Genomic DNA, 17,165 nt, shown 5'->3' with positions numbered 1-17,165 from the left:
CCTGGACGATTGACGAATATTCTTCGGACGTTAGTGAGTAAAGTGCAATAGATCGAGCGGTTGGAATTCAGTTCTTGAAAACCAGACAGCTGCCGCCCTGTTGACGGATTTGGGCGCAAACTTGTTCCGCTTCCGCGCGCGTTTCCCGGCCGATGCGGGCGGCGTAGCGAACGCGAAAACCAAAGCTGCCGTTGCGCTGGCGCACGATGAGCGGCTTCTCCTTGTTGAGCGGTGCGGAAAGCTTGCTGATATCTTGCGAAAACAGGCGGCGAGCGGCGGCGGGCTGAAAATGCTCGGCAAGCTGCACGCCCCAGGGCGCCCAGGCACGCTCTTGCTGCAATGCGACCTGTTTCAGCCGGCGGGTGCCGGCGAGCGCCACGCAGGCCTCCAGAAAGGGTTTGCCCTTGTCGAGCTCCGGTGCCGCGATCTCAGGCGGATCATCCTTCCATTGCTCGACCGTATAGGCGGTGATCGCCGCCACGTAGCTGCGCGTCTCATAGGGAAGGCTGCCGGAATTGAGAAAATTCGCCAGGCCGTTTTCGCCGGCATTATAGGCCGCGGCCGCGAACCCCAGATTGCCGAAACGGCCACGCAATTCATCGAGATAGATCGCCGCCTTGCCCAGCGCCTCCAACAGATCGTAGCTGTCGCGAACGCCGCGCAATCTTGCTGTTCCCGGCATGAACTGGGCAATGCCCTGCGCCCCCTTTGGACTAATGGCGTCCGGCCGAAACATGCTCTCGCGCCAGATCAGCCGGGCGAGATAGTCCGGCGGAAGCTTATTGGCTTGAGCGAAATAGTCGATCGCCTTGCAGAGATCGCGATTGTAGCTTTCCTTGCGGATGCAGAGGGTTTCGCCGGTATCGGTGATGAACGGTCCGGAAATGCAGGATGGCGGCACTACGCTCCATTCGGGTTGCGCCCTTGCGGGAACAACGGCGGACATCAAGACGCCGAACGCAACAACAAAGCCTATGGTCTTTCCGGCAAAGCCGGGCCGAAGCTGTCTGCCTGCCATTCGTGCGAAACCCATTGGAAACCGTCAAATCGCTAGCTCTGCTCTAGATAGCATCGATGCGCGATGACGAAAACCGTAAAGGCTGCAATGGTGGCAGCGATACAATCTATTCGGCAAGACGGCCGCCGCGCATTGGCCCGGGCACGCCTGTCGTACCGGGGAAGCTGATCGGCAGGCCCCGAAGCACGCGCACGGCCAAAAAGGCAAAGCATTCGGCTTCGACAGCATCACCGCGCCAGCCAAACATCTCGGCCCCGATCGGCGTTGCGCCGGCGCGCGTCTCGAGCATCGACATGATCGTCGGATTGTGACGGCCGCCACCGCTCACCACCAGCTTCTTCGGGCGGCGCGGCAGCAGGTCCAGCGCCTTACCGACGGCCGAGGCTGTAAAAGCGGAGAGCGTTGCCGCCCCATCCTCGACGCCAAGCCCATCGGCCATCGAGGCTCCGAAATCGAAGCGATCCAGCGATTTCGGATAGGGAGCGCTGAGATAGGGATGCTCCAGAAGCTTGGCGAGCCGGGTTTCGTCTACCGTCCCCGCCCGGCCAAGCGCGCCATCGCGATCCATTTCGCCAAGCCCATGGGATTTGATGAAGTCATTGAGCGGCGCATTGGCCGGCCCGGTGTCGAAGGCGACGAAATTGCCCTCACCGTCCGACCAGGTGATGTTGGCGACGCCGCCGAGATTGAGGATGGCGGTGTCATCGCCGGTGCCCGCGCTGCGCAGCAAGGCTGTATGATAGGCGGCGGCGAGCGGCGCACCCTGCCCGCCCGCCCGCACATCGGCGGAACGGAAATCATAGGCGACCTTCGTGCCGAGGATAGAATGCATCAGCTCGCCATCGCCGAGCTGGCGTGTATCGCCGAGGCGACCTTTCTGCGGAGCGCGATGAAGCACGGTCTGGCCGTGGAAGCCGACCACCCCAATATCGGCCATCGTCAGCCCAAAGCCTTCGACAAGCTCCTTGACGGCAGCCGACTGGGCGCGCGTCAATGCCTCCTCAGCCTCCTTGAAGATGGCCGGCTCCGGCCCATTAAAATTCCACACCCTTGCCTGCGCCAAGGTCTCTTCCAGCAGCCGCCTGATCCAGTCCGGATAGGGCGCCAGGGCGTAGGGGCCGAATTCCGCAATCCGCTCGCCATCGGTCTTGATCAAGGCGACATCGATATTGCCGTCGAGAACGGTTCCGGTCATCAGACCGACTGCCCAGATTGGTTCCATGATCAAACTCCTAGGCTCTATTGATAAGATCGCCGACGCTCTGGCGAAGCATCAGGATCCCGCTGTCGAAATGGCGTGTCGGATGAATGCGGTTGGTGAGGAGGGTCCAGGCCCTGCCCTTGTCGAAATCGATCCAGAGGCCGGTGCCGGTAAAGCCGGTATGGCCGATCGTGCCCGGCGAGCATAGCTTGCCGCCGGACCAGTCATCATAGGGACGCTCCCAGCCATGGGTGCGCGTCGCCGATAGAGGCGTCCGCATCAGGGTGATCGAGCATTCGGCGGCACCGGCGCCGGTCAGCAACCCCTCGGCGAAATCGAGGACCGAAGCGACAGTTCCGAAGAGGCCGGCATGACCGGCACCCTCCAGCGCCGAGCAATTGTCATCATGGACCTCGCCCGAGAGCACGCGATGACGCCAGGTGCAGTCTTCCGTCGCGGCCGCCTGATCGGGCGCAGCGGAAAAGGCAAACCCGGGTCCGGCGTCCATATCGCGGATCGTCTGCCCAGTCAGGCGCTCCAATGCAAAGCCGAGCAGAATGAAGTTGATGTCGGAATAGACAGGCGGACCCGCCCGCCACTCGCGCTGCAGAATGAAGGCACGAAGTAGATCGGGGCTTTGGCCATAGGTATAAAGCGGCGCGACGGCGGGAAATGGCGTCTGGTGGCCGAGGCATTGGCGAAAGGTCACCTTCCGCTCCCAGGCAGTCGCATCATATTGGCGCAGGTCCGGCAGCAGCGTAATCAGCGGCGCGTCGAGATCGATCGTGCCCGCCTCAGCCAAAGCCAGGATGCGCGGCGTGGTGAAGATGACCTTGGTGAGCGAGGCCAGATCGAACCATGTGTCGGTAAGCATCGGCCGCGTAACCGGAACCGTCTGCGCCGAGCCGACCGCGTGGACCATGCGGCCGCCATCAAGATCGACAATGCCGAGCACGCCGCCGGGAATGCGCCCGGCCGCAACGGCGGCTTCGACAGGGGAGAATGCCCGGTCGAAGCGCTGTGCGAAGTCCATTTTTCCCGCTGCCGTCATGTCCCTCCCCGCCACCTCTCTCTCAAGCTTCCGCCTGGGCCATGTGATCCCCCGAGAACCGGTGCCATTCGGGTGCGTCCGGCTCGAAACCGATCGGGCGAACCAGAGACGGAACCTGGCGCGTATCGAGCGCAAAACTCTCCCGTCGGCGATCGACCGTAGGCACGGCCGAGATCAGCCGCCTGGTATAGGAATGCTTCGGCTGCGACAGCACCGAAGCGGCATCGCCGATCTCGACGATCTCTCCGGCATAGATCACGGCGATCCTGTGCGCAATCCGCTCGACCACCGCCATGTCATGCGAGATGAACAGATAGGCGAGACGATATTCGCGCTGCAATTCGATCAAGAGGTCGAGGACCTGCGCCTGGACTGACACATCCAGCGCTGAGACGGCCTCGTCCAGCACCAGTACCGAAGGGTTCAGCATCAGCGCCCGGGCGATGCACAATCTCTGCCGCTGCCCGCCCGAGAACTCATGCGGATAGCGCTCAAGACTGTTCTCGGGCAAGCCGACGCGCTTCAGCAGCGTGACCATCCTGTCGCGCGTCTCGCCGGAGGCGCGGCCGCCAGCGGCAATGACGGGTTCCGCCAGGATGCTATCGATGCGAAGCCGGGGATTGAGCGAAGCGTAGGGGTTCTGGAACACCATCTGCACTGCACTCGTGCGATCCGCTGTCTTTGCGCCCTTCGCCGTAAACGTACCGCGCGTCGATTTCACCAAACCGAGGATTGCTCGCGCCGTCGTGGATTTGCCCGAACCACTCTCGCCCACGATCGCCAGCGTTTCGCCGGGCAGCAGATCGAAATCGACACCTTCGACCGCATGCACTGCGCCGGTCGGACGATGAAAGAAACTGCCCGATACGGGAAAGCGAACAGTCAGCCCTTCGACCTTTAAGGCTGGCGCAGGTTCAGCCACTTCGTCGCGACTAAAATCCGATCGCGCCGCACGGCCAGCCGAAAAGTGCGGAACGGAATGAAGCAGATGCTGCGTATAGGGATGCGTCGGTCTGTCGAGGATCTCGTTCAACTCACCCTGCTCGACAGCCTGCCCTGCCTGCATCACCATGACCTTGTCGGCAATGCCGGCAACAAGGCCGATATCGTGGGTGATGAAGATCATCGACATGCCGGTCTCGCGCTTCAGCTCGGCGAGAAGCGCCATGATCTGCGCCTGTACCGTCACGTCCAGCGCCGTCGTCGGTTCATCCGCGATCAGCAAGCGCGGATTGCAGGCGAGCGCGGTCGCGATCATCACCCGCTGCAACATGCCGCCGGAAAGCTGGTTCGGGCAATATTGAAGTCTCCGAGCGGCGTCAGGGATACGAACGCGATCCAGCGCATCCTTCGCAGCCGCTCTTCCCTGGCGTCCAGTCAGCCCGCGATGCAGGCGGAAAGACTCCTCGATCTGCGTGCCGATGGTCAGCACCGGATTGAGCGAGGTCATCGGCTCCTGGAAGATCATCCCAATCTCGGCGCCACGGATTTTCGTCAGTTCTGCCTCGCTCGCCGTCGTCAGGTCGAGAATGCTGTTCTCGGCGCGCTTCAATCTGATCGAGCCACCGACAATGCGCCCGCCGCCGAAATCGACGAGGCGGTTGATCGACAGTGCGGTAACCGACTTGCCCGAACCGCTCTCGCCGACGATGGCCAGCGTCTCGCCGGCGGCAAGATCGAAGCTGACGCCACTGACGATCTTATTGGCTTGCGGATTGCGTCCGAAACCCACCTCCAGATTGGAGACGGAAAGCAGAGGAATCATGGGCCTGCCCTCCGCATTTTCGGATCGAGAATATCGCGCAAGGCATCGCCGAGCAGGTTGAAGCCGAGGATGCTGATCATGATGGTGATGGCGGGGAAGATCAGCAGCCAGGGAGCGGTTTCAATCAGGTTACGGCTGTCGCTCAGCATCAGCCCGAGCGAAGATGCCGGCGGCTGCGTGCCGAGCCCAAGGAAGCTCAAGCCGGCTTCGGTCAGAAGCGACCACGCCAGCGCCAGCGTGATCTGCACTGTCAGCGGTGCGACGAGATTGAGCAGCAGGTGCCGCGTCAAAATATAGCGCTTGCTGCTGCCGAAGGTGCGGGCGGCATCGACGAAATCGCGCGCTTTCAGCGAGAGCGCCGGGCCGCGAACGACGCGAGTAAAGATCGGCGTGTAAACGATGGCAATGGCGGCGACGCTGGTCCAGGTGCCAGGTCCAACGATGGCGATGATCAGGAGGGCAAGAAGGATCGCGGGGAAAGCCAGGAGCACATCCATCATCCGCATGATCACCCCGTCCCAACGCTTCCCGAACCAGGCGGCAGTCAAGCCCAGCACGGTGCCGATCAGGCTCGCGAGCGCCACCGAGAGGAAGGCGACGGTGAAGGATTCGCCGATGCCGTTCATCAGCCGGCTTGCGACATCACGACCGAAGAGGTCTGTGCCCATCCAGTAGACGGCGTTCGGTGAATGCAAGCGGTCGATCCGGTTTTGGGTCAGCGGATTGTGCGGCGTTAGCCCCAGCATGCCGAGAACGGCAAGCATGAAAAAAATCAAGACGATCACGCCTCCGATCCGGCCGCTCGTGTGCCCGAAAATGGCCTTGACGATACGCATCAGCCCTCTCCCAGACGAACGCGTGGGTCGAGCGCGACATAGGCGAGGTCAACGAGAAGATTGACGACCATGAAGTTGAAGGCGATGAACAACACACTGCCCTGCACCAGCGCGTAGTCACGCTGCAGGATGGCATCGAGCACCATGCGCCCAAGCCCCGGCAGGGCGTAGATCTGCTCGACCAGAACAGCACCGCCAAGCAGATAGCCGAACTCGACACCGCTCAGCGTCACCACCGGAATGAGCGCGTTCGGCAGAGCATGCCGCCAGATGACGCCGCGCGCCGGCACGCCGCGACTGCGGGCGGTGCGGACATAGTCATCGCTCAGAACGTCGAGCATGGCTGAGCGCACAACGCGCGTGACGGAAGCCGCGAAGGCAAAGCCGAGCGTCAACGCCGGCAGGATCATCTGCCCGAGATTTCCGAGGGGATCCTGCCAGATCGGCGTGAAGGCACCCATGGTCGGCAGCACGCCGAAGCCCGCCGAGAGCGCATAGATGATGAGAAGACCGAGAACGAAATTCGGGGTGGACTGCCCGATCATGGCGGCGATACGCACCAGAAGATCGGACAGTTTCCCATTTCGTGTCGCGGCAAAGACGCCCGCCGGCAGGCCGATCAGGAGCGCAATGACCATGGAGAGCAGCGCGAGCTCAAGGGTCAGCGGAAACCGCTCGAGAATGATGTCGAGTACCGGCTTGCCGTAGGTGACGGAGAGGCCGAGATTGCCTTGCAGCAGGCCAAACAGCCAGCGCCAGTACTGCACGAACCATGACTGGTCGATGCCGAAATAGGCGGAAAGCGCCTGTCGCTGCTCCGGCGTCAGCAGGCCTGCATTGGTTCCCAGCATCGCCGTGATAGCATCACCCGGCACCAGCCGGATGGCGACAAACACGAGGACGGACACTCCCAGCATGATCAGCGGGAATGTCATCAGCCGGCGCGCTAGATACCCCATGAAACGTCCTCTAGGTCAGGCATTCCATCACTGGATGGAGACTTTGCTGAGACCGAAGAGCGAGCCCGTCGGCGTCGGCACAAAGCCCTGAACGTTCTTCTGTTCGGCCGTGTAGCCATAGGCGGTATAGAGCCAGATCCAGGGCGACACCTCGGCGATGTGCTTTTCGAAATCGGCAAAGATCGCCTTGCGCTTGACCGGATCGGTCTCGACGCGGCCCTTCTGCATCAGACTATCGAGCGTATCGTCAATATAGTTCGCCACTTTCTGCAGGTTGCCGGTTTTCGTCCAGTAGCGGTTATACATCGTATAGGGATCGGCACTGCCGCCATTGAGCGCGACGGCCATGTCGAAATTGCCCTTCAGCCAGGCGTCAACATAGACGTTGAGCTCCATCACCTTGATATCGAGCTTGATGCCGATCTCGGCGAGCTGCGACTGGATGACCTGGGCTTCGGCGGTGGCAGTCGGCGGCTCGCCGGTCGCCGCGATCACGGTTGCCGAAAAGCCATCGGCAAAACCGGCATCAGTCATCAGCTTCTTGGCTTTTTCAACATTGCGCTTGTAGCAGAAGAGCTGGTTCGGATCGGTCGCGTAGAGCGGCATGGTCAACGGTCCCGTCACCTTGCCCTCGCCGAGCGCCGCCGTATCCATCACATCCTGCCGGCCGATGGCGCAGGAGATCGCCTGACGCACGGCGAGCTGATCCATCGGCTTATGCGAGGGATTGAGTTGCAGGACATTGTAGGAAAGCCCGGGTGTCCGCGTCAGTTGCAGTTTCGGTTCCTTGGGAACGAGCGTTGCCACCAGCGGGTCGTTCAGCAGCGCGAAATCGATCTGACCGGTACGCAGCGACGCCAGGATCGCCGTCTCGTCCGGAAGGACGCTAATATTGATACCATCAACACCGACCGCGCCGCCGGCCCAGGCCTTGTTGGCGCTCAGGACTTCCTTGGAATTCGGCACCCAGCTGTCGAGCTTGAAGGGACCGGAACCGATCGCCTTCGTGCCGATGGAGCCTGCGGTAATCTCGCTGGCCGGAACGATAGAGGCGTTGAGGCTGGTCATCGCCGTCAGGAGCGGAACGTCCGGCTGCGATAGATGGAAGACGACGGTGGTGGCATCGGGTGTATCGATGCTGGCGATCGACAGGAAATTGGCGCGGGCAACGGCGGCGGTCGCCTGATCGAGAATGCGCTGGAACGATGCCTTCACATCGGCCGAGGTGACCGCAGCGCCGTTCTGGAACTTGGCATTCGCGTTGAGCTTGAAGGTCAGCTCCTTGCCGTCGGACGAAAACTGCCAGCTATCGGCAATGGCCGGTACGATCTGCAGATTGCCATCGAGCCGGACGAGCGGCTCATAAATCAGCTCCAGCAGGCGGATCGAGGAGAAGGCGGTCTGCTTGTGCGGATCGAGCCCTGTCGCATCCTGCGACCATGCCATGCGCAGCGTCGCCGCATGCGCCTGCGCAGAGATCGCCGCGATGCCGAGACCGGCCGCCAACGCGACACATGACATCAGTCTACCTGGAAAATACCTTTTCATTCTTTTTGCCCCCTGAGCTTGTTACCCCAGCCGATTTTGGCCATTTCTTTATGATCGCGATATTACTTCACGCGGTCTTCGCGCTGATTGCCTTGCGCAGGAAGCCACCAGCGTTTTGCAACGCCGCGCGGGCTTCTTCAATGCCCATTCCGGTAATTTCCATGAGAATGGCGAGTTTGACGTCATTGCCTGTCTGGTCGAGCACGTGGCGCGCATCCCCCTGCGTGCAGCCCGTCGCCTGCATGACGATCCTGGTGGCGCGGGCGACCAGCTTCTTGTTGCTCGCATGCACGTCGACCATCAGGTTCTGATAGCTCTTGCCGATGCGGATCATGCTCGCCGTCGTCAGCATGTTGAGAATGAGTTTCTGCGCCGTACCGGACTTCAGCCGCGTCGATCCCGTCAGGATTTCCGGGCCGACGACGGGAGAAATCGCCAGATCGGCAATGCCGGCAATGACGGAGTTGGGATTGCAGGAGAGAGCGACGGTCACGGCGCCGATGCTCTTCGCATAGTTCAGTCCGCCGATAACATAGGGCGTGCGGCCGCTGACGGCGATGCCGACGACGACATCCACAGCCGTCAGCTTGATGTCCTGCAAAGCCTGACGGCCCTGCTCCGGATCGTCTTCGGCGCCCTCGATCGAGTTCTGCAACGCCTCTGGGCCGCCGGCAATCAGGCCAATCACCATGTCAGGCGGCACGCTGAAGGTCGGCGGGCATTCGGATGCGTCGAGAACGCCAAGCCTGCCGCTGGTGCCGGCACCCATATAGATCAGCCGCCCACCCTTCTGGAAGGCGGCGACGATCTGGTTCACGGCGGCGGCGATCGCCGGAATGACCTTTTCGACCGCTGTCGGAACGGTCTGATCCTCATAATTGATCTCGCGCAGGATATCGAAGGTCGGCAGCAGATCGATGTGCATCGTATTCGGATTGCGACCCTCGGAAACCAACTGCTCCAGTTCGGATATCAACCTCTGTTCTGTCATGGGCCTGTTCTCGAAATTATGCGTCGATATCAATGGATCAGGGATAGCAAGCTCGATCGATCGCGATCGAACCAGCCGCGGCAGCGGTTAAATTTTCAACGCAACAAAACGCTCTACATCAGCTCAGGCGGCCGGCCTCTTCGGCTTCGTTCTCCGCCCATTCCCTGTTTACCTTCGTTAAGATTATGTCCATTTATTCCGTCAGTCAATTGCTAAAGGAATAAAATATTCCAAATTTGACGGGAAGAATCCGCGCCAAATGCATCGTTCTTTCAATGGCTGGAGGCTGCCTTCCTGGCGAGAATAATGGCGCCCGAGACGGCATCACCATCAATGGGCTTGAGGCGACGGCGGACATCCGGCGCCAGCCATGGCTCAAGCGGGCTGGAGAGACCGCCAAGCAAGGACACGCGCGGTGCGCCCTTGTCGAAGAGCGTTCGGATCAGCGTGTCGATGTGTTCGGCCGCACTCTGGACAATGCGCCGCCCGGCGGCATCTCCCTGATCGGCGTGGCGCATGACCATGGGCGCCAGGGCGGCGTAGTCCGTGGCGGAAGCGCGGTCCATCCAGGCGACCGCTTCCATCGGATCCTGCTGAAACCGCTGCATGATCTCGGCTAACAGCGCCGTCTTTTCGTAACGGCCGTCATGGGCGCGCAGCGCAAGCTGCACGGACTTTAACCCGAGTTCCGCCCCACTGCCCTCATCGGAGATTGGAAAACCGTAACCGCCGACCCGCAAACGGTGACCCTCGACGAAGCCGAGGCCAATCGATCCCGTTCCGGCAATGACGATCGCACCATCACGTCCTGAATGAGCGCCGAGGCATGCGCCTTCGCCGTCACTAACGAAATCGATACTGGCAAAGGGATGCTTTATGGTCCGCAGCACCTCGAGCGCGCCCTTGCGTCCGATCCCGGCAAGCCCGACGCCCGCATGAATCCGCCCGATCTCGTCGGGACCCAGACCTGCTTCCTCGATCGCCGCACCAAAGGCCCTTGCGATCGATGCCCAGGCCTCCTCTATGCCGAGCCGCGTGGTTGCGGGGCCGGACAGGCCCTGCCCCAGCACACTTCCGTCCGCATCCTCAATACGGGCACGGCAGCCTGTGCCGCCGCCGTCGATGCCGAGGAAATAGCGCGTACGTTCCGTCTCGGCACTCATGACGTCAGCCGCTCGATGTCTGCGCCACAAAGGCGGAGCTTGCGATCCAGTTGCTCATAGCCACGATCGAGATGGTAGACGCGGTTGACGATGGTTTCGCCTTCCGACACCAGCGCCGCCAGCACGAGGGAAACCGAAGCGCGCAGATCGGTCGCCATCACCTGTGCGCCCCTTAGAGGCGTTCCACCGCGCACCAACGCCGTCGTGCCTTGCAATTTGATGTTCGCGCCAAGGCGAATCAGCTCGGGAACATGCATGAAGCGGTTTTCGAAGACGGTCTCACGGAACAGCGACGCGCCCTCGGCGCAGCAGGCGAGCGCCATGAACTGCGCCTGCAGATCCGTCGGAAAGCCCGGATAGGGTTCGGTGGTGATATCGGCGCCCTTGAGCGGACCATCCCTTGAAACAACAAGGCCACGGTCGCTCGGCCAGATACTGACACCCATAGCTTCCAGCATTTGCACAACGGAGGCCAGGTTCTCGAGCCGGGCGTGGATCAGTTCGAGCTGTCCGCCGGTGATGGCGGCCGCCACGGCATAGGTGCCCGCCTCGATCCTATCGGGTATGCCGTGATGCTTCGCAGGACGCCAGCTCGTGTCGCCGTCGATCAGGATGCGGTGCGTGCCGGCACCCTCGATCTTCGCCCCCATGGCGCTGAGACAGACAGCAAGATCGGCCACCTCCGGCTCGCGCGCCGCATTCAATATCTCCGTCTCGCCCTTGGCGGCACAAGCCGCCATCATCGCGGTCTCGGTCGCGCCGACCGAGGGAGAACTCAGAACGATCCGCGCGCCCTTCAGTCCTTTCGGGGCCGATGCAACGATCAGCCCGTTCTCAATCGCGATATCGGCGCCGAGCGTCGCTAGAGCCTTGATATGCATATCGACTGGCCGCGCGCCGATGGCGCAGCCGCCGGGCAGCGACACGCGGGCATGACCGAAGCGCGCCAGCAGCGGCGCGAGCACCAGCACCGTCGCCCGCATCCGCCGCACAGTGTCGTAGGAGGTTTCCTTCGAGACGATGCCGCTCGCATCGATCGTGGTGCCGTGTGCCGAACGGGTCACGATAGCCCCATGAAGCGAGACGACGCCGAGCATGTTCTCGACATCGGTCACGGCCGGCAGGTTCGTCAATTCCAGCGGATGCGAGCTCAGCAGCGCTGCCGCGATCTGCGGCAAGGCGGCGTTCTTGGCGCCGGCGATCGTCACCGCACCCTGCAGCCGTCGTCCACCCGATATACGTAATCTGTCCATGATATGAAACCCGCCGAAGAAAGGGGCGAAGGAGCGGACGATAGCGCGCCCGACTCTCATTCAAGACTATTCGGTCATTCCATCATGTCAATGTTGTTTGGAATTTTTTATTCCAATGTTTATGATAACATCAGCAGGCAGCCGGCCCAAAGCATGGTTGTCCGTTTCCGGCCGAATGCTATCTTTGTGGCTCGACCGTATCGAAGCATGAACCGGCCTCCATGGCCTGAAGGGGCGGATGTCTATCTTAAAGAAAATCAGCGCGAAGCTCGAAGTCATGGCGCCGGCCGACCGCCAGATCGGGCAGTTCATCGTCGAAAATCCCGACCAGATGCTGCGCCTGTCATCCGCCGCCCTTGCCGCCGAAACCGGCCGCAGCCAGTCGAGCGTCGTCAAATTCAGCCAGAAGCTTGGCTATGCCGGCTATCAGGAGCTGAAGCTTGCCGTCAGCGAGGCCAAGGCACAGGAATGGCAAGCGCCAGCCGGCATGATCCATGGCACGATCGAAGTGGACGACGGCTATCTGACGATCCTGCAGAAATTGCTCGGCAGCAAGCTGCAGGCGATGCAGCAAACCATCGCCGTCAACAACGAGCTGGATATCGGCCGGGCACTGAAGGCGCTGCACGAGGCCCGGCGCATTCATCTCGCCGGCGTCGGCGCATCGTCGCTGGTCGCGCGTGACTTTTCCTACAAGCTGATGAAACTTGGGCGCATCGTCCTGCATGACAGCGATAGCCATGTGCAGATGGCCAACGCCTCGACGCTCGGCCCCGACGATCTGCTCTTCGCCCTCTCCTATTCCGGCGCCAGCATCGAGACCTTGCGAATTGCCGAACTCGCCAGCCAGCGCGATGCGACCGTCATCGCCGTCACCGGCCTCCAGGACAATCCCCTGACCCGCGTTGCCGATATCCGCCTCTATACCGTCGGCGATGAAGACCGCGTCCGCTCCTCGGCGATCACGGCGCGCGATGCGCAGCTGATGCTGACCGATCTGCTGTTCATCCTGCTGATGCAACGGCAGCCCGATGCCCATGACTATGTTCACAACAGCGAAGCGGCCGTCTCAGTGCTGAAGGCCAAGCGCCTGTCTTAGCCGCAACTGGAATCCGGTAAACAGGTCGTGACGAAAGCGATACGACCTGTACTCCGCCGTCACCAGGACATAGCTTCCGGCTCCCATTGCAATCCATGCGGAGAGAATCAAATGGACCTCGGTCTCGCCAATAAAGTCGCCCTTGTTACCGGCGGCTCGAAGGGCATCGGCTATGCCTGCGCCCGCCTGTTCCTGTCCGAGGGCGCACGGGTCGGTATCTGCTCGCGAGCACAAGCCAATATCGACAAGGCATTGTCCGGCCTGCCCGGCGCCCATGGCTATGCCGCCGATCTGACCTCCGACACGCAAGCCCTTGACGTCGTCGACAGGATCGAGAACGAAATCGGCCCCATCGATATTCTCGTCAACAGCGCCGGCGCCGCCACCCGAACGCCTGCTTCGGAGCTCACGCCAGCTGCCTGGCGCGCCGCGATGGATGCGAAGTATTTTTCCTATATCAACGTGCTCGATCCGGTCATAAAGCGCATGGCCGCGCGTGGTTCGGGTACCATCGTCAACATCATCGGCAATGGCGGCAAGATCGCTTCGCCGGTCCATCTTGCCGGCGGAGCCGCCAACGCGGCGCTGATGCTCGCAAGCGTTGGTCTCGCCAATGCCTATGCCAGCCAGGGCGTGCGTGTCGTCGGCCTCAATCCGGGCCTGACCGAAACGGACCGGGTTGCGGAAGGTTTGAAGGCATCCGCAAAACTTGCCGGCTCCACCGAGGAAGAGGCGCTGGCGGAAGCGCTTAAGCGTATTCCCATCGGCCGCATGGCGAGCCCTGATGATATCGCCAATGTCGTCGCCTTCCTGAGTTCATCCAAGGCAAGTTATGTCACCGGCGTCGTCATCAGCATGGATGGAGCGCAGGTTCCGACCGTAGTCTGACGGAGGTCTATGCAACCGCTTTCCAATCCAGCCCGATATCGAGCGTCGGGGCGCTATGCGTCAGCCAGCCGACGGAGATGAGATCGACGCCGGATGCGGCGAAGGCGGCGGCAGTTGATGGCGTGATGCGGCCCGATGCTTCTGTGATCGCCCGGCCGGCAACCATGCCCACAGCAGCACGAAGCTGGTCGGGCGTCATATTGTCGAGCAGCACGGCGTCGACACCCTCTTCCATGGCCTCGCGAAGCTGATCGAGCGTATCCACCTCGACCTCGATCTTGACCATATGGCCGACGCCGGCCTTGGCCCGGCGGATCGCTTCAATGACACCGCCGGCGATCGCCACATGATTGTCCTTGATCAGCACGGCATCATGGAGCGCAAAGCGGTGATTCATGCCGCCGCCGGCCCGCACCGCATATTTCTCCAGCGCCCGCAGCCCCGGCGTCGTCTTGCGGGTGCAGACGATCGACGCCTTCGTGCCGCCGATCGCCTCGACGATGCCGGCCGTCACCGTGGCAATGCCTGAGAGATGGCCAAGGAAATTCAGCGCCGTCCGCTCGGCCGTCAGCAGGCCGCGAGACAGACCTTCTATGATCGCGATCACGTCGCCAGCCTCGACCTTGGCGCCGTCGTGAAGATGGCGGGTCATGACGATGCTGGGATCGACGAGCTGAAACGCTAGCTCGGAAGCATCGAGACCGGCAACCACGCCCGGCTGGCGGGCCACCATGGCGACCTTGGATCGATGATCCTCGGGAATGACGGCCGCGGAAGTGACATCTCCGGCGAGGCCCAGATCCTCCAACAGAGCGTTGCGGACCAGCGGCTCGACGATGAGGCGCGGAAGAGAGACGAGGGTCATATCAGGCGCTCCTGGCGAAAGAATAGGGAATGACGGATCGGGCGATGTCCAAGGCATCGGTGAGGCGCATCATCCGGCGCTGCGCATGTTGCTGCTTCAAGGGGAAATCCGTGCGGGCATGGGCGCCGCGCGATTCTGTGCGCAGGCTGGCAAAAACGGCGATCAACAGTGCCACAATGGCGGGATCGGCGGCCGCATTGTCGCTTTCGGCAAGCGGCAGCAACGCGGCAATCGCACCATGGATGGCGCCGGCATTGCGAAGCACGCCGAGATGCCGCGACACGATCGGACGGACGAGGGAAGCATCCGGAGCCGCCAAGCGTGAATCCTCCGACAGCGGCGCCGTCGGGCGCGTAAGCACGCTGCCAATGTCCTGTGCTGCGCGCATGCCCAGGACGGCAGCCTCCAGCAACGAATTGCTGGCGAGCCGATTGGCGCCATGCAGGCCGGTCGATGCGGCCTCTCCCGCCACCCAAAGGCCAGGGACGGAGCTGCGACCGCTTTCATCCGTTGCGACACCACCCATGTGATAATGGACGGCTGGGCGCACGGGAATGAGCTCACAGGACGGATCGATGCCTGCTTCCCGGCAGAGCGCATCGATCACTGGAAAGCGGACGGCGAAACGGTGGCCAATTGCTTCGCGGGCATCGAGGAAGACGCGACCGCCCCGAGCGATTTCCGCGCTGATGGCGCGGGCGACAACGTCGCGCGGCGCCAGCTCCGCGCCGGCAACCTGCGCCATGAAGCGCTCGCCTTTCTCATTGACCAGCAAGGCCCCCTCGCCCCGCACGGCTTCGCTGACCAGCGCCAGCGGCCTGCGGCAGGAATCGAGCGCGGTCGGATGGAACTGCACGAATTCCATATCGGCCAGAAGCGCTCCGGCTCTTGCGGCAAGCGCGATCCCCTGGCCGAAATTGCCCGTCGGATTGGTTGTCGCATCGAAGAGGCCGCCGATACCACCCGTGGCCAGAAGCACCCTGGATGCCGGCAGGATCACCAACCCTTTCGGGGTTGCGCAGAGCAGGCCGCTGATCTGACCTCCGTCCAGAAGCAACCGGCGGGCTTCATGTCCTTCAAGCACGGTGATCGATGGCGTGCGGGCGACAGCCTCAACCAGCGCGCGGACAATCGCAGCGCCCGAGCCATCGCCCTCGGCATGCACGATACGGCGGCGCGAATGCGCGGCCTCAAGGCCGAGCGACAGGCTGCCCTCGATGTTCCGGTCAAAGCGGATGCCCGCCCGCTCGAGCGAAGCAATCGCCGCCGGCGCCTCCGCGATGATGTTCGCGGCGACGGTCGGATCGCAAAGCCCGTCGCCGGCGGCAAGTGTGTCGGCGAGATGCAGCTCCGCGCTATCGTCTTCTCCCATGGCGGCGGCAATGCCGCCCTGCGCCCAGGCGCTCGATGTTTCCGCACCGAGAGCCGCGCGGGTGACAATAACGGTAGGCTGCGGCGCCAAGGTCAACGCCGCCATCAGCCCGGCAAGACCGCTACCGACGATGACGACGCGGCCAGAAAGATCGTAAAGAATCTGGGTCATATCGCCAACATCCTTTCCACCGAGCGGCGGGCGGCGACGGCGATCGCCGGGTCGACCGTGACTTCGTGCCGGTTTTCCTCAAGCGCCTTGCGGATATTGCCGAGCGTGATGCGCTTCATGTGCGGGCAGAGATTGCAGGGCCGGATGAACTCGACATTCGGGTGGTGCACGGCGACATTGTCACTCATCGAACATTCGGTGAGGAGCACCACGCGCGGCGGCTGCTTGCTTCCGACATAGTCCGACATGACGGCGGTGGAACCGGTGAAATCGGCTTCCTTGACGACATCAGGCGGGCATTCCGGATGGGCAAGCACCATCACACCGGGATAGTTTTCGCGCAGCTGGCGGATGTCATCGGCGGTGAAGAGTTCGTGCACCTCGCAATGCCCATGCCAGGCGATGATCTCGACATTGGTCTCGCGCGCCACGTTTTGCGCCAGATATTCGTCGGGGATCATCAGCACCTTGGGAACGCCGAGCGATTCCACGACTTGGCGGGCGTTGCCCGACGTGCAGCAGATGTCGGAGGCCGCCTTCACCGCAGCGGAGGTGTTGACATACGTGACGATGGGAACACCGGGATGGGCCTGCCGCAGCAAGGCGATATCCTCCGGTGTGATCGAGTCCGCCAGCGAACAGCCGGCAGCCATGTCCGGGATCAGCACGGTCTTTTCCGGATTGAGTAGCTTGGCGGTCTCGGCCATGAAATGCACGCCGGCAAGCACGATGATATCGGCATCCACATTGATCGCCTTGCGCGCAAGCGCCAGACTGTCTCCGACAATATCGGCAACGCCGTGGAAGATCTCCGGCGTCTGGTAGTTATGGGCGAGGATGACGGCGTTGCGGCGGCGCTTCAGCTCGAGGATCGCCTCGACATCGTCCTGAAACGTCATCCATTCGGCTTTGGGAATGACGCGGCTGACGCGCTCATAGAGGGAGGATGCGGATACGGGGGAATTCATGACCGGCTCCTTATTAT

The 17,165-nt window shown here is 62.1% G+C and carries 15 protein-coding genes; 2 read left to right on the top strand and 13 right to left on the bottom strand.

Annotation, left to right across the window (positions count from 1 at the left end):
• Window positions 1–67: 67 nt before the first annotated feature.
• The 10 genes from AC1RO0_RS09800 to murA all read right to left on the bottom strand — a co-directional run bounded on the left by AC1RO0_RS09800 (window position 68) and on the right by murA (window position 11,785).
• The gene (locus AC1RO0_RS09800) at window positions 68–1,018 is read right to left on the bottom strand and encodes a lytic transglycosylase domain-containing protein (protein WP_498592703.1); all 951 of its coding nucleotides are present in this window, start codon (window positions 1,016–1,018) and stop codon (window positions 68–70) included.
• A gap of 106 nt (window positions 1,019–1,124) precedes the next feature.
• Window positions 1,125–2,240, bottom strand: a complete 1,116-nt coding sequence (locus AC1RO0_RS09795; RefSeq protein ID WP_498592702.1) for an anhydro-N-acetylmuramic acid kinase — start codon at window positions 2,238–2,240, stop codon at window positions 1,125–1,127.
• Window positions 2,241–2,250: 10 nt separating this feature from the next.
• Window positions 2,251–3,270 carry a serine hydrolase domain-containing protein gene (locus AC1RO0_RS09790; RefSeq protein WP_498592701.1) on the bottom strand — a complete coding sequence of 340 codons (1,020 nt, stop codon included), beginning with the start codon at window positions 3,268–3,270 and terminating at the stop codon, window positions 2,251–2,253.
• A 22-nt stretch (window positions 3,271–3,292) separates the two neighbouring features.
• Window positions 3,293–5,035 carry an ABC transporter ATP-binding protein gene (locus AC1RO0_RS09785; protein ID WP_498592700.1) on the bottom strand — a complete coding sequence of 581 codons (1,743 nt, stop codon included), beginning with the start codon at window positions 5,033–5,035 and terminating at the stop codon, window positions 3,293–3,295.
• Window positions 5,032–5,871: an ABC transporter permease gene (locus AC1RO0_RS09780; RefSeq protein WP_498592699.1), complete on the bottom strand. Its 840-nt coding sequence runs from the start codon at window positions 5,869–5,871 to the stop codon at window positions 5,032–5,034. The genes AC1RO0_RS09785 and AC1RO0_RS09780 overlap by 4 nt, the downstream gene beginning before the upstream one ends.
• Window positions 5,871–6,830 (bottom strand): ABC transporter permease, encoded by a 960-nt coding sequence (locus AC1RO0_RS09775; protein ID WP_498592698.1) that lies wholly within the window; start codon window positions 6,828–6,830, stop codon window positions 5,871–5,873. Before AC1RO0_RS09775 ends, AC1RO0_RS09780 begins: the two co-directional genes overlap by 1 nt.
• Window positions 6,831–6,857: 27 nt before the next feature.
• Window positions 6,858–8,351, bottom strand: a complete 1,494-nt coding sequence (locus tag AC1RO0_RS09770; RefSeq protein ID WP_498592697.1) for an ABC transporter substrate-binding protein — start codon at window positions 8,349–8,351, stop codon at window positions 6,858–6,860.
• Window positions 8,352–8,445: 94 nt separating this feature from the next.
• Window positions 8,446–9,369: an N-acetylmuramic acid 6-phosphate etherase gene (gene murQ, locus AC1RO0_RS09765; RefSeq protein WP_498592696.1), complete on the bottom strand. Its 924-nt coding sequence runs from the start codon at window positions 9,367–9,369 to the stop codon at window positions 8,446–8,448.
• A 272-nt stretch (window positions 9,370–9,641) separates the two neighbouring features.
• Complete coding sequence (locus AC1RO0_RS09760) at window positions 9,642–10,532, bottom strand: glucosamine kinase nucleotide-binding domain-containing protein (protein WP_498592695.1); 891 nt, start codon at window positions 10,530–10,532, stop codon at window positions 9,642–9,644.
• Complete coding sequence (gene murA / locus AC1RO0_RS09755; RefSeq protein ID WP_498592694.1) at window positions 10,529–11,785, bottom strand: UDP-N-acetylglucosamine 1-carboxyvinyltransferase; 1,257 nt, start codon at window positions 11,783–11,785, stop codon at window positions 10,529–10,531. The genes AC1RO0_RS09760 and murA overlap by 4 nt, the downstream gene beginning before the upstream one ends.
• 238 nt (window positions 11,786–12,023) lie before the next feature.
• Here murA and AC1RO0_RS09750 point away from each other — a divergent pair, with 238 nt between their 5' ends.
• A complete protein-coding gene (locus AC1RO0_RS09750; RefSeq protein ID WP_498592693.1) occupies window positions 12,024–12,884 on the top strand; it encodes a MurR/RpiR family transcriptional regulator in 861 nt (286 codons plus the stop codon).
• A gap of 111 nt (window positions 12,885–12,995) precedes the next feature.
• Window positions 12,996–13,772, top strand: coding sequence for an SDR family oxidoreductase (locus AC1RO0_RS09745; RefSeq protein WP_498592692.1), 777 nt, complete (start codon window positions 12,996–12,998; stop codon window positions 13,770–13,772).
• 7 nt (window positions 13,773–13,779) lie between these two features.
• On the opposite strand, the gene nadC is transcribed toward AC1RO0_RS09745, so the two are convergent.
• Genes nadC through nadA form a run of 3 tightly spaced genes read right to left on the bottom strand, consistent with a single transcriptional unit; the run spans window position 13,780 to window position 17,148 of the window.
• Window positions 13,780–14,637: a carboxylating nicotinate-nucleotide diphosphorylase gene (nadC, locus tag AC1RO0_RS09740; protein ID WP_498592691.1), complete on the bottom strand. Its 858-nt coding sequence runs from the start codon at window positions 14,635–14,637 to the stop codon at window positions 13,780–13,782.
• Between the two features lies 1 nt (window position 14,638).
• Window positions 14,639–16,180, bottom strand: coding sequence for an L-aspartate oxidase (locus AC1RO0_RS09735; RefSeq protein ID WP_498592690.1), 1,542 nt, complete (start codon window positions 16,178–16,180; stop codon window positions 14,639–14,641).
• Entirely contained in the window at window positions 16,177–17,148 is a 972-nt protein-coding gene (nadA, locus tag AC1RO0_RS09730; protein WP_498592689.1) for a quinolinate synthase NadA, read from the bottom strand. The genes AC1RO0_RS09735 and nadA overlap by 4 nt, the downstream gene beginning before the upstream one ends.
• Between the last annotated feature and the right edge of the window lie 17 nt (window positions 17,149–17,165).

The sequence above is a fragment of the Rhizobium sp. GW821-FHT14E12 genome, from assembly GCF_058803745.1.
The sequence above is the reverse complement of the archived record's forward strand: the minus strand, read 5'-3'. Positions and strand labels throughout refer to the sequence as shown.